The 13,477-nt window shown below is 39.9% G+C and carries 12 protein-coding genes and 1 tRNA gene; 5 read left to right on the forward strand and 8 right to left on the reverse strand.

Annotated features, from left to right (window positions below; translation table 11 throughout):
- The first annotated feature begins 13 nt into the window (after nt 1-13).
- Entirely contained in the window at nt 14-694 is a 681-nt protein-coding gene (locus tag DTW91_RS05810; protein WP_125202449.1) for a hypothetical protein, read from the forward strand.
- Nucleotides 687-5,825: a helicase-related protein gene (locus DTW91_RS05815; protein WP_125202450.1), complete on the forward strand. Its 5,139-nt coding sequence runs from the start codon at nt 687-689 to the stop codon at nt 5,823-5,825. Before DTW91_RS05810 ends, DTW91_RS05815 begins: the two co-directional genes overlap by 8 nt.
- Nucleotides 5,826-5,899: 74 nt before the next feature.
- Here the strand turns inward: DTW91_RS05815 and DTW91_RS05820 are convergent.
- The 8 genes from DTW91_RS05820 to greA form a co-directional block, all read right to left on the reverse strand.
- Nucleotides 5,900-5,973, reverse strand: a tRNA-Met gene (locus DTW91_RS05820).
- Nucleotides 5,974-6,021: 48 nt separating this feature from the next.
- Nucleotides 6,022-7,302, reverse strand: a complete 1,281-nt coding sequence (locus tag DTW91_RS05825; RefSeq protein WP_125202451.1) for a peroxiredoxin family protein — start codon at nt 7,300-7,302, stop codon at nt 6,022-6,024.
- Between the two features lie 60 nt (nt 7,303-7,362).
- Nucleotides 7,363-7,587: a hypothetical protein gene (locus DTW91_RS05830; protein WP_228412665.1), complete on the reverse strand. Its 225-nt coding sequence runs from the start codon at nt 7,585-7,587 to the stop codon at nt 7,363-7,365.
- A gap of 9 nt (nt 7,588-7,596) precedes the next feature.
- A complete protein-coding gene (locus tag DTW91_RS05835) occupies nt 7,597-8,019 on the reverse strand; it encodes a hypothetical protein (protein ID WP_125202452.1) in 423 nt (140 codons plus the stop codon).
- 31 nt (nt 8,020-8,050) lie between these two features.
- A complete protein-coding gene (locus DTW91_RS05840; protein WP_125202453.1) occupies nt 8,051-9,538 on the reverse strand; it encodes a hypothetical protein in 1,488 nt (495 codons plus the stop codon).
- A 73-nt stretch (nt 9,539-9,611) separates the two neighbouring features.
- Nucleotides 9,612-10,796: an ATP-dependent Clp protease ATP-binding subunit ClpX gene (gene clpX, locus DTW91_RS05845; protein ID WP_125202454.1), complete on the reverse strand. Its 1,185-nt coding sequence runs from the start codon at nt 10,794-10,796 to the stop codon at nt 9,612-9,614.
- A 48-nt stretch (nt 10,797-10,844) separates the two neighbouring features.
- Nucleotides 10,845-11,234 carry an HIT family protein gene (locus DTW91_RS05850; protein ID WP_125202455.1) on the reverse strand — a complete coding sequence of 130 codons (390 nt, stop codon included), beginning with the start codon at nt 11,232-11,234 and terminating at the stop codon, nt 10,845-10,847.
- 56 nt (nt 11,235-11,290) lie between these two features.
- Nucleotides 11,291-11,758: a transcription elongation factor GreA gene (greA, locus tag DTW91_RS05855; RefSeq protein WP_125202456.1), complete on the reverse strand. Its 468-nt coding sequence runs from the start codon at nt 11,756-11,758 to the stop codon at nt 11,291-11,293.
- Nucleotides 11,759-11,857: 99 nt separating this feature from the next.
- Between greA and DTW91_RS05860 the strand changes: the two genes are divergently transcribed.
- Genes DTW91_RS05860 through DTW91_RS05870 form a run of 3 tightly spaced genes read left to right on the forward strand, consistent with a single transcriptional unit; the run spans nt 11,858 to nt 13,357 of the window.
- Nucleotides 11,858-12,310, forward strand: a complete 453-nt coding sequence (locus DTW91_RS05860) for a hypothetical protein (RefSeq protein ID WP_125202457.1) — start codon at nt 11,858-11,860, stop codon at nt 12,308-12,310.
- A 36-nt stretch (nt 12,311-12,346) separates the two neighbouring features.
- Nucleotides 12,347-12,796 (forward strand): D-aminoacyl-tRNA deacylase, encoded by a 450-nt coding sequence (gene dtd, locus DTW91_RS05865; RefSeq protein ID WP_125202458.1) that lies wholly within the window; start codon nt 12,347-12,349, stop codon nt 12,794-12,796.
- 45 nt (nt 12,797-12,841) lie between these two features.
- Nucleotides 12,842-13,357, forward strand: coding sequence for a TlpA family protein disulfide reductase (locus tag DTW91_RS05870; RefSeq protein WP_125202459.1), 516 nt, complete (start codon nt 12,842-12,844; stop codon nt 13,355-13,357).
- Nucleotides 13,358-13,477 lie beyond the last annotated feature (120 nt).

The following is a 13,477-nucleotide window of genomic DNA, read 5'->3' on the forward strand; positions in this document are numbered from 1 at the left end:
AAATGTAATCATTATGAAAATCAAATCCATATTTTTAGTCCTAGTTTCCATACTTTTTTTAAGTTCATGCCACAAGGAAATCAAATCCGAAAAAGGCGGAATAGACCTTATTTCTAATGTCTATTTTGATGCCTCCAGAGGATTGGACAAGATGCAGAGTTTCCACTTCTCGAAAATGAGTTATTCGGAAAACCAAATTATCGAACTGGTTCCAGACCACACCTTTCCCGAAATGAATCAAAATGCCTATCTCGTGAGAGATTCTTTGTGCTATCCATTGGATGCTGAAAACGGCAACATCATTCTTTCCGATATTCTTGAAAAACAAAAACCTTCACCAGTTTGGAACAAGAAGGACGGCGCCATTTTCTCAAAAGAAATGATTCCCAACTATAGGAACAGGCGGAAACTCTCCGACACGGTGTTATTCAAGAAAAAATACAGACGCTTCGAAGTCAATTCTCCGTGGAACTATACCCGTTTCTACATCTATCCAACCGACACGATTCTGCCTTATTCCCTCTACAGACACGCCGAAAAGGACTACGGCGGAAGATTGGAGCGCATCGACTCCTACAACAAGAAGACCGACATCTTTGTAAGCCTGCAACTTCTTCCAAGAAAAAACTGGGACGACACGGCGAAAGACATTTTTGAGTTCAACCACTTCGTAAAAAACAGAAAAAGTGAGTGAGACATCCTATTTAAACCATCCTAGTTCAGAAATTTCCGTTATCGAGGGAACTAAAAACGAACTGATTGTCTTTCACAGCAATAACGACAAAGATTCCTTTTTGGAACTTTTAAAACTGAACAATCAGAACAATGGCAGAACCCTTGTAACGGTCAATTCAGGAGAAAATATCGAAAAGTTTGTCGATAGGTTCAAAAACTACGACGGAAAGATATTTCTGTGTCTAACCGGTGATGATGACGGAAATAGGTCTACACAAAAAATCCTCAATGAATTTCAAAATAAAAATATCAAGGACATCCGCCTGCTGTATGGGATTTCTGAAAATGGGAACCAAAACTTGGAAGAATATTTAAAAAATAAACTCCAAGTTCAAGAGAAAAATACTACTTTAGTTGAACAAAAATCGATAAGAAATGAAGACGATGGAACTCAATCCGAAGGAATTTCCGACACTCAGCACTTGGGAGCCGAACTTCCTCAACGAAATTCTGGAGAACCTGTCCAAAGAAGCCAATCCGAGCAAAACGGAAATCACTTTGGAGGACAAACTGTGGACGGCAACGATGCTGGAGATGGACTTGAAGACACAATCTGGAAGCATCTGGTCGGAAAACCAGAGCGAGGATCCGTTGACGGAACACAACCGAAAAATGCTCCAAAAAATGAGGAGGAAGAACATTTCGTGGGCGGAATCGTATCCGGGAGAAATGTACCAGATGGAAGAAACGCAAAATTAGCCCGCCCCGGATCATCAAATTCAATGACAGGTATTGGGGAATTAGATACTCTGATTTCAAAATATCCGCTTCATAAAATCACCAACGAACAGGTTGCGGAAATTGTTTCCGCAGCTTGTTTTATTTCTGGCGACAAGGTCATTCTCAAAGAGAATCTCAACGTTACAGATGATTTAAAGGACATCTGCTATCAATACAAATCCGGCGGAACAGCTAAAGAAGGCAGGGGAATTTTGGATGAATACTACACCGATTCAAGGATTGTAGATGCCGTCAGAAATTTAATCAAAGACCAGTTTAAGAACAGGCAGGAAATTTCGGTATTGGAACCCAGCGTTGGAACGGGAAATTTTCTGTATGCAGTGAAAGAATTGGGAATCAAGTCCAATATCACTGCCTTTGAAATCAACGAAACCACCGCAAAGATTGCGAAAATCCTTCATCCCGAAGCCCACATCCATCTCCGCTCCTTTGAAACCGAGTTTATCGACGAGAAAGGCAACAAGAAGGAATATACCGAAAAATACGAATTGGTCATCGGAAATCCACCCTACGGCGACCATCGTGGATTATACAAAGGTTTGGGAGAAGAACCCAAACTATCCAAGTATGAGGACTATTTTGTTAAAAGGTCTTTAGATTCATTAAAACAAGACGGGATCTTGGCAATGGTTCTTCCGTCAGGTTGGCTGAACCGCCAAAAACAAATGAAAAATGCGGATATTTTGGAAGGTTTTCGTCTGCCCAATGGTGCATTTGCAGGAACTCAGGTAGGAACAGACATCATTATATTACGAAAAAATACTCAGAAAATTTCTACTGATATTTCCAATTATTTTGAAAAACATCCAGATAGAATTTTGGGTGAAATCCGAGAGAAAACCAACCGTTTTGGGAGGTTGGAAAACTATGTCTATGGAAATTTAGAGGACGCCTTATCTAGGACTGAGCAACTCAAAAATAAAAAGCAGACCGAAAGAATTGGAAACCTCTTTGAAGATTTGTTTTTGGAGGTTGATCAACCTAAAGGAGAATCAAAAAGCAAAACTTTAGAAAAAACCATTCCCGCTAAAACAGAAGAAATTGACCTTGCAGAAACGAAAGATAAAATTGAGCAAGTTCTTTCCAGACTTAATGAAGTAAAATTCAAATCTCCCGCAATTGAAAAGGAGATTGAGAAGTATTTCAAACTCCAAACCCAAATTTTTGATAATCCCCCAAATTTTTCGAAAGACCAAATTGATGAAATTCATCGTAAAGCGGATAAAATTATCCAGTCCCACAAAGAGAAAAATGCGGAATATCGAATTCAGACCAAACCGGAAATCAAGAAAGGGGTTTTAAAATACCAATTTTTCAAAGCCGATGAAATTTTGAATGCCTCGCTTCAGAACAGTACCGATATTACTAAAGAACAGATTGAGGCATTTCGGGACACTTCCTACGACGGCACATTAAACAATCACGGAAAGCACTACCAATTTGCCAACTATATGGACGGAAATTGGGTTCACGATTTTTATTACGCCGAAGGGAATATCTACGCCAAATTAGAACAACTGGAAATAGACTTTAAGGACAGGTTCTCGGTTGGCGGAACAGAAAATCAATATGAGAAACAAAAGGATTTACTCCTCAATGTTCTTCCAAAACCAAAAACTTTAGACGAAATCTCAATCAGTCCGAATCATGAATTTGTCCACCAGTTTGATTTGGGAACCATAGAAAAGGAACGCTGGAATCAAAACACAAGACAGACGGAAACTGTAACGGTTCCCTATAATCTTGCAGAAAAATTCAAGGATTTTGTCGGAACGCTTTCCAGCGAAGCGTTTGCAGGTTCTTCATCTTGGGAAGTAAGAAGTTTTGTAGATAACGAAGTCGTTACCGGAAGCGACAAGGAACGGAATGCCTTGGTTCGCGAAAGACGAAAAGTCGCCGCCAACGACTTGTTTCAAAAATTTTTGAGGGAAGAATTGTCGGACGCTTTAAGGAAGCGTTTTGTCAATGATTTTAACCGAAACTACAACAACATCTATGTTCCGGACTATTCAAAGTTTCCTTTGTTTTCAAAAATCCATTTGAATTTTAAAGGTCGAGAACTTAGATTAACTGAAGTTCAGAAAGCCGGAATCGGAAGGCAGACCACGAAAGGTGTCGGATTACTTGCACATGAAGTGGGATTTGGAAAAACAGTGTCTGGAATCTTGTCCATGCACGAAGCGATGGAAAGAGGAAATGCGAAAAGACCGCTGATTGTCGTTCCCAATGACAGCATTCTGAAACAGTGGGTGGAAACCATTTTTGAAACCATTCCCGAAGCCAAAGTGAATGTCTTGGGAAATCTCGGAAAAGACTTCGACCTCTCAAAATTCGACAACAAGGATGGGGAAATCACCATCGTCACTTACGAGGGTTTTAACAATATCGGTTTTTCTGAAAATATTACCCAAAATCTGGCTTCCAAGTTCTCCTATATTTCAGAAAATGAAATGAGAAGCGTAAACACCATCAGCGAAAGGGATTTCCAGAAAGAACTGGAAAAAGAAAAAGAATTGGTGGGTAAAATGAAGCGTGGAAAAATTTATGACTGGGAAGATTTTGGTTTTGACCACTTGACTTACGATGAAGTTCATAACGCGAACCATATCGTAGGAAAAGTAAGGATTGAAGACCGCCGATTTGCTTCAGACTTTAGGAATCAGAACCAGCAGACTTCAAAACTCGGCATTAATACTTGGATGGCTGCGCAATACATCCAAGAAAAGAACGACGGTAGAAATGTTACCTTGCTTTCTGCAACGCCATTTACCAATAAACCACTGGAATATTATTCTATTCTCTCCTTGATTGCGAACAAGAGATTAGAAGAATCGGGCTACTTCAATGTGAATACCTTCTTTGAAACCTTTATGGAGGCAGACAACGACATGGAGATTGACGCGAAAGGTGATGTGAAATTCAAGGCGAATGTTCGACGTTTTAAAAACAATTCGCTGTTTCAGCAACTTTTATCTGAATTTATTGATATCAAAGGCGAAGAAGACAATCCCGAGTTGGTGCGGCCCAACCGAATCAACAAGGAATATAAGATTGAGCAGAACTATTTAACGAGTGAGCAATACGAAATGCTCAATGAAAACTTTACCGAAACCCAAAAAGGGGCAATTCTTACGCATATCCTTAATGCCCGTTTGATTGCGATTTCACCATATCTTTCTCCCTATTATGAAGGAGAAGAACCGTCTTTAGAAGAGTTTATAGAGGATTCTCCGAAACTAAAACAAACGATGGATTTGATTCGGCAGAACAAAAACGACATTCCGGATTCGGGACAGATTATCTACTCTGAATTAGCTGTTTCGGAATTTCCGAAACTAAGGGAATATTTGGTACGGGAGGTCGGCTACAAACCGGAAGAAGTCGGAGTCATCACCGGAGCAACCAGCAAACCAAACCGTTTAAAGATTCAGGACGATTTCAATTCCGGAAAAATAAAGGTGGTCATCGGAAGCGAGGCGATTCAGGAAGGAATGAACCTTCAGGAAAATACGACGGATATTTACATGCTTTCTCTTCCGTACAACTTTACCTCTCTACGGCAAGTGGAAGGTCGTGCTTGGCGACAAGGAAATAGGAACGAAAATGTAAGAATCAACTTTATGTTGACCAATGACAGCATTGATGTCTTTATGCTTCAAAAATTGCAATCCAAACAGGCAAGATACTTGGAGGCAATGAAGAAGGGAGCCGATGTTTTAGATATTTCTGACATCAGCACGCAGGAACTGAAAACCGCCATCATCACGAATCCCGAAACCAGAGCGAATATAGAAATTGAACTGATGAAAAAGCAAATTGAAACCGAAAAAAATAAATTTTTGGCTGATTCTGCTTTTGTGCTTCGAAAATATGACAGTTTTATTAAAATTCAGGAAGAAGTAACTAAAGCGCAACATAACTACAACCGAATCTTAGGCTATTCCAAGGAAGAGGGCGACAATGCCGAATACTGGAAAAACCAGCTTCCATTTTATCAAAAAACGATTGATTTGACAAAGGAGAAAGTCCAAGAGGAAATTGACATTCTTTCACAAAAAGGCGTAAATGTGACGGAGATTGAACAGCAGACAAAAATTACTGAAGATAAGATTGCTGAACTGGATAAAAGGTTGGAGGAGTTGCCTAATGTTCGGGAACGGTTGGTTATGAAATATCGTGAGGAGAAGGAGGAGCAACTGAAGAATAATGAAAGTAGGGATTATTTAGAGGAGAGAAGGGTGGAAAATTCACAATTATTTAAAGCGAATATTATCAGGGCAATTTATAAAAATTTGGATAATGAGAATGTACAAAAAATAGAAACGCAAAATTATGGAAGAAAGAGATAATAAAAAAAACAGGGACATCAAGTCCCTGTTTTAGTCCCCGCTATTAATAAATCATTGATTTATAGCGTTGTTTGTAGCGAAGACGGGAATTGAACCCGTGACCTCAGGGTTATGAATCCTGCGCTCTAACCAACTGAGCTACCTCGCCGCTTTTTTGGTGGTGCAAATATAAGGATATTTTAGATTTTCGCAAACATTAATTCAGCTTTAAAAAGTCTATCACATCGGCGACGTGATTCGGCTTGCTGATGATGTTGTTATTCGCATCCAATATGAAATAAGTGGGCGTCGCCACCACATTGTACGTGTCGCCGTAAGAACTGTACCAGCCTTTGCCTTCCGAGTCGTTGATCCACGGATAGATGTTCGCTTTGTTCCTAAAATCTTCCAGATTGCTGTCTAGCGAGAAGCCGACGATCTCGATGTTTTGCGCTTTCATTTTAGCGTACTTTTCCAAGAGTTGGGGCAACTCTGCTTCGCAATGGGAGCAAGTAGAAGACCAAAAAACGACCACTTTCTTGGCAGTCTTGATATCGTAAAGAGATTTCGCTGTCGTATGAACCGGATTTACAAACTTGCTGTTTGGAAACTTCGCACCTACTTCGGTATTGTTGTTGGCTTTGAGGGTTGTCGCCAGCCTTTCCGTAATGGTACATTTGAGATTATTGGCCTGCGCAAGATATTTCGACTTCTGTTGATCCATTCCATAAGTATTGAAGATATCGATCAGTTCCGATAAAATCGTTTGGCCTCTGGGGGTTTCCAAATTAACTGCGGCCAGCAACTGGTCTACGTTGGCTTCGATGTTAGATTTTGAAATATTTAAAAAATTGATTAAAGACGGTTTCAAAATCAAAGATGTTTCCAAATATTCCCCCGATTTCGAATAGAAGTTGATAAAATCTGCAGGTGTAAGTTCGGCAGATTTTTCCTGAACGGCATATTTTTGATTTTTGTGGTAATAATCTAAGAAAGGGTGAGACTTGTAAAGCGATGGATCCTCTGTGGAAAGCAGTTTGATCTCACTGTCCAAAGATTTATAAAACGCTTCAGAGGGTTTATAGTAATCTTTGATTTGCATCAGCGCCGGAAGGATGAGCTCCTGTTTTCTTTGGCGTTCGATTTCGCTACTGAAAAGTTGATTGGCCTCATCCTCAAAAAGCGCATCAGAAATCTTGTTTTTGCTATCGAGATTGACCGTAAAACTGATGTCTTTGTTCTCTGAAACCAGATTGACAGAGGAATTTGCTTTTTGGAAAAACGCTCTCATCATTCCAATGTATTTTTTATCGACTTTGAAGGTGGCCGTATTCCCCGAAATCTCCGCTTTGGAAAAAAGAATTTCCTTAGAACCGTTGAATCCGTAAAGATAGATGTCGGAACCGGTCAAATATTGGGGAATCGTGGCCTTGACACTGAATTGTGCAAAAATAAATGCAGAGCACAAGAAGCTGCTTGTAAACAGTAATTTTTTCATAAGGTAAAAATAAAAAAAACCCACTAAAAAAGTGAGTTTTGGGTTGATAAAAACCAAATATTATTCAAGAATTTTTTTCCTTTTCCCCGCCATTGCAGTAATGATAAAAATTGCTACAAGAAATAAAACCAATATGTAAGAATCTATGGGAGAGGCCGGATATCCGCCGATATCACCGGATTCCGGATTCTCGGGAGGCGGTGGTACAGACTGCGCAAAACTTAGGAAGCCCACTAATAAAAATAAAAAGTGACATGCTTTTTTTAATAAAATATTTTTCATCATAATTGTGTGTTAATTAACTATCTTTTTTATTACAACTTCTCCTTTCTCGGAAACCGCTTTTACCACAAATACATTTTTCGACTGATAGTTTAGAGGAATTGTAAAATCTGAAGTTGTCGGGATTCGGGAGATGGAGTTCAAGAGTTGACCCGCTACGGAATAAACTTCTACAGAGGCTTGCTTCCAATCTGGTGCAAATCTCACCACCCAGTTGTTATTTTTTTTCGCAATTATCGTTTGAGAAATATTTGCATTGCCGGTTCCCAAAGTGCCTCCTTCCGGCATTTCGTAATATAATCCGAGATTCTGAGATCCGTTCATAGAAATTGCATCGCCATCGGCGATTTTTATATACTGCCCTTCTTGATTTTCTAAATAGAAACTGTTCCCATTGCTCAGTCCATCGGGCATCCGCTCTCCTTTTTCATACACCTCAAACTTCAGTTGATAGGGCTGTTCTGTATTAATTGATGGTCAGCGGGATGAGTTTTGATTTGAAACTGATTTCGTTGGCTTCGTTGATATACAGTTTATCGCTATAGTTGGCATCTTCGCCGCCTTCTTGCTTTTCTTCTTTGGTATAGATTTTCTTATCGTCTGGAGCATACGCTTGCAGATTAGTTGTCGAAGGGTTGTATCCTGTGGTAGCAGAAGGCGAAACAGCATAGTAAGTTCTATCGATTTCGTTACCTTCCAAATCGTACATCACGACCGCTACCTGCTTTACGATTTTGTCTGCAGGAATTCCGGAATCATCGGTTGTGCCTTTTGCCGCAGTTACCGAATAATCTACGCCGTCTGCTCTAGAATTACCTTTGAACCTCCTGGTTTTGGAAAGATCCAGCGTTTGAGCCGTATTGTCACTCAATTTTACCATAAACTCTCCCATTGGCTTGATAACCAACATGTTAGCCGAAATATCTCCACTTTGGAAAGCACCTCCTGAAACAGTTGCTATTATAGCGCTTCCATAAGTAGTGCCACTAAAAGTATTGGCAATCTGGTTAGATCCGTAATAGGCAATTCCTACAAGATTGGAGATGAAGTTGCCATCGCTCGGATTCCCGGTTTCATTGGTTGCAATAAATTTCAAATCGATATTGGTGAGAAAAGGATTTGCGAGTTGATATAAATTCAGCGCATAATCGGAAGCCCAATTTGGTGATTTTAATCTAAAAGGATCATCCAAGTAACTGTAATATTTTTCTCCAAAGTAGTTGGATGCATTTCCATTAGTTCCAAAACTGCCGGCATAAGCTCCGGAGAGGCTAAATACGACATTGGAAGTGGTCGCATCCGATACCGGAATCCCCGTAAAGGTTTTTTTATCGGTGGACGGCGACCAGAAATAAGTATTGTCTGCCCTTCTTCTGGGAATAATATAATAAGTGAGAGGTGTCCCGATAACGTCGGTATCCAGGCCTCCTACAATCTGATCGAAACGGGCTTTCGCATTGTTCCATTTAAAGATAGAACTCGGATTGAATCTTCCTGAAGTAGTGTTGGATCCATCTGTAAGATTAAGATTCCCATTGCCAAACGCAGCTTTTAGGTCGGCATACGTAAAATTATAAAAAGGCAAGCCTGTCTGTTGTCTTCCGGTGGTTCCGTTATTGTAATCGGCTGTATATTCTTTGTTTACCTTTCCGGTAATATTACTTTGAGTGATACCAGAAACATACAATTGTCCATAATCTGTTATCGATGCTAATCTGATGTTAAAGTTGGAAGTTGATGCAATACTCAATAGATCCGAAGAAGTGCCATTGATCATAACGTTACCGGAATTATTCACCACAGCATTACCTGAAGTTTGCAATCCCCCTCCGTTATAAAACAGTGTTTGCGACTGGACGGTTACCAGAGCCGAATTGCCGACATAGGTAAGGACTTGAGAAGAGACAACAACACAGAAAAAAATCGATTCTAAAATAAATAATTTTTTAATCATTGCTACAATATTTGTGTTTTATCTGGCAAATATAGTAATTTTTTGCTTACTTAAATAACTATAAAAGAAGATTTTATCCCGACTGCGATATCGAATCGATCTTCACCTCTTTTTTACCATCGATATCGAACATATAATCCTCCAGCACTTTCTCGGTAGTTCCTCTCAGGCCTCTCGCGCCAAGTCCTTTATTCATCGTTTCTTCCACTATTTCGTCGATGGCCTTTTCAGAAAATTCCAGTTTCACATTGTCCATTTTAAAAAGTTCTGTAAACTGATTGATAATAGAATTTTTCGGTTCCTTCATAATGCGGACAAGTACCTCTTTGGTGAGTCTGTCGAGATAAGTAATAATCGGAAATCGACCCAACAGTTCGGGAATCAAGCCAAAGGTTTTCAGATCTACCGCATTGACTTGGCTTAGGATATAATCTTCATCTTCGGTTTTATTCAATTTATCTTTTGAGAAACCGATGGCCTGCTTATTAAGTCTTCTTTCGATAATTTCCTTAATACCGTCGAACGCGCCTCCCGCGATGAATAGGATATTCTGCGTATTGACTTGGATATACTTCTGATCCGGATGCTTGCGGCCACCTTGCGGCGGCACATTTACGATGCTGCCTTCCAGGAGTTTCAAAAGACCCTGCTGGACGCCTTCTCCCGAAACATCGCGCGTGATGCTCGGATTGTCGGATTTTCTTGCGATTTTATCAATCTCATCGATAAAGACAATGCCTTTTTCTGCTTTGTCCACATCATAATCTGCCACCATCAGCAAACGAGAAAGGATACTTTCGACATCCTCGCCCACATATCCGGCTTCTGTAAGAATAGTCGCATCTACGATGCAAAAAGGAACATTCAGTTGCTTCGCAATGGTTTTCGCCAGAAGTGTCTTCCCTGTCCCGGTTTCGCCAATCATCAGGATATTGGATTTTTCTATTTCCACCTCCCGATTTTCGTCTTGCGCATGCAATATTCTTTTATAATGATTGTACACGGCGATAGACAGCTGTTTTTTTGCCTGATCTTGTCCGATGACATATTCGTCCAAAAAGGCTTTGATTTCCCGGGGTTTTTTTAATTCCGCCAGAGAGGCCGAGGAGGATTTTGATGCACCGACCGCCACATTTTCTTTCACAATCAAATGAGCCTGCTCGATGCAGTTTTCGCATATAAAACCATTTTGACCGGATATCAGTATCTGAACTTCACTCTTTTTTCTGCCACAGAATGAACATTGATTTGGATTCATAACTATTTTGAATTCTACTAATTAAAAAAAAGAAGCCTGAAACTTCTTTTATGCATTGATAATGGATTGTTGTATTTCTTTGTATTCTTCGGGGCTTAGCTTGAGTCTGACATTGCTGAAGTTAAGATCCGAAATTTCGTTGAGCGGCACGAGATGAATATGCGCATGCGGAACCTCCAGCCCCACCACGGCAATCCCCACTCTTTTGCACGGAACGGCTTTTTGGATCTGCTTGGCAACACTTTGCGCAAAAGCCCAGAGATCTTTGTAATCCTCGGTATCCAAATCAAAAATAAGATCTACTTCTTTTTTAGGAACCACCAAGGTATGACCTTTTACGAGAGGCATCGCGTCTAGAAAAGCAAGATGCTTGGCATCTTCTGCAATTTTATAACTGGCGATCTCTCCGCTGATAATCTTTGAAAAAATGCTGCTCATAATGATATTGATTTTTCGAATTTTTTCGCAACTTTTTTAAACCGTTCAAATCATAATTACAATGAAATTTCTAAAACCTCAAACGAAAGTTTGTTGCCGTTGGGCAAGACGATATCGGCCGTTTCACCAATACTTTTTCCCAAGAGTCCTTTTGCGATAGGTGTATTCACAGAGATTTTGCCCGATTTGATATCGCTTTCATTATCGGGAACCAGCGTGAATTTTTGTTCCCCTTTTGTCACATTATTCTTCAGCCTTACCGTGGTAAGGATAGAAACTTTGCTGAGATCCAGCTGGCTCACGTCTATGATTTTGGAGGTCGAAATGATGTCTTTCAATTTGGAAATCCTCATCTCCAGCATTCCCTGCGCTTCTTTGGCAGCATCGTATTCTGCATTTTCGGACAGGTCGCCTTTATCTCTGGCCTCTGCAATTTGTTGTGTTATTTTTGGTCTTTCGATGGTTTCTAATTGTTCCAGTTCGGACTTCATTTTGTCCAGACCTTCTTTGGTTACGTAGTTCATCACAATAAAATTTTATCGTTGGTATAAAAAAATAATCCGACCTTTGTCGGATACTATTTTGTCTCGAATTGAGTTTACAAATATATAATTTATTTTGAAATGAAACTAAAAAAAATCACATTTTTTTTTACCTTACTACTGACTTTCAGTTTATTAACTTTGAATAGTTCTTGTAGCGAAAGGAACGACACCGTGAGTTGTTTCCCCGATTCTGTGATTTCTGTTCAGCTCAATCTAAATTTGCCGTCTTATTACAGTTTGCAGACCGTTGGCTCGTGGGTCTATGTCAACGAAGTCGGTTCCGGCACCCGCGGGTTGATCGTGGTACGCATTACCAGCGGTTTCAAAGTTTATGACAGAAATGCACCCCACCTTTGCCCCGACGCAGACACCACTTTGGAGGTCAAGAACGGTACGGCGGTTTATTGCCCAAAGGATAAAGCCGAATGGATACTCATCACAGGGCAACCCACGGCCGTGGCAAGCGTGCCTCCTAAAACCTACGCCTACAGTTTTGATCCGAACAGTAATATTTTGTCCATATATAATTAATGTGGAGACCAAAATTAAAATAGCTTTTATTTATCAATGAAAATCGTGCTCCAGCGGGTATCGGAAGCCCACGTGCTAGTTGACAACGCCATCGTCGGAAAAATTGAAAAAGGATTGATGCTTCTCATCGGTGTCGATGAGGCAGACGAAAAATCGGATGCAGACTGGCTCGTCAAAAAAATTGCGGATGTAAGAGTGTTCTCGGATGACGACGGGAAGATGAATCTTTCTGTAAAAGATATCGAGGGCGAAATCCTTTGCATCAGCCAGTTTACCTTGATCTCGGATTACAAAAAAGGAAACCGGCCCTCGTACAGCAAAGCGGCAAAACCGGATAAGGCGCTCTCTTTATTCGAATATTTCAAAGATGAAATGAAAAAATCCGGACTTAAAACCGAAAGTGGAATCTTCGGCGCCGATATGAAGGTCTCGTTGACTAATGACGGCCCTGTAACGCTTGTATTCGACAGCAAAACGAAACTATAAGTATCTTTGGTAAACCCAAAAAACAGAGAACCATAAAATAATGTTATGAAGAAAATACTGATTTATACGATGCTCATAATCTGTCAGTTAGGATTTTCGCAAGAAGTCCCGAAAATCTTGAAAACCAAATTTTCCAAAGAAGCCTTGGCGGAAAAGCTCCAAGACCAGAATGGACAAGAAATTACGATGGGAGAAATATTAAACCGACACCAAGGTAAAATTTTAGTTTTAGACTTCTGGGCGGGCTGGTGCAAAGATTGCCTCGAAGCTTTCCCGAAAGCTAAGAAATTGGAAGCTGAAAATCCAAACGTCGATTTTGTATTCCTTTCTCTGGAACGGTCGAAAGAAGGTTTCCTCAAAAGCTTAGAAAAATATCAAATGGCAGATAAGGAAAACTATTGGTTCTTATCCGGATGGAAGAACGACTTCAATAATTATATCGATCTCAATTGGATTCCCAGATATATGGTGGTAGATCAGCACTCGGCTATTGCAAAATATTATGCCGTTGCCCCAGACGATCCAGATATTCAAAAAACCATTGATAGGCTTAGCAAATAAGAAAATTTTTTAGATTTTTATGACTAAATTATTGATAATTAAAGTTTTAAAATCTGAACTAATTTTTAATTTTTCCTTGGCTTGATATTTTCATAGACCAAAAATCAAAATCAAAATAAA

Source organism: Chryseobacterium sp. SC28 (assembly GCF_003932955.1).
Classification (GTDB): Bacteria; Bacteroidota; Bacteroidia; order Flavobacteriales; family Weeksellaceae; genus Epilithonimonas.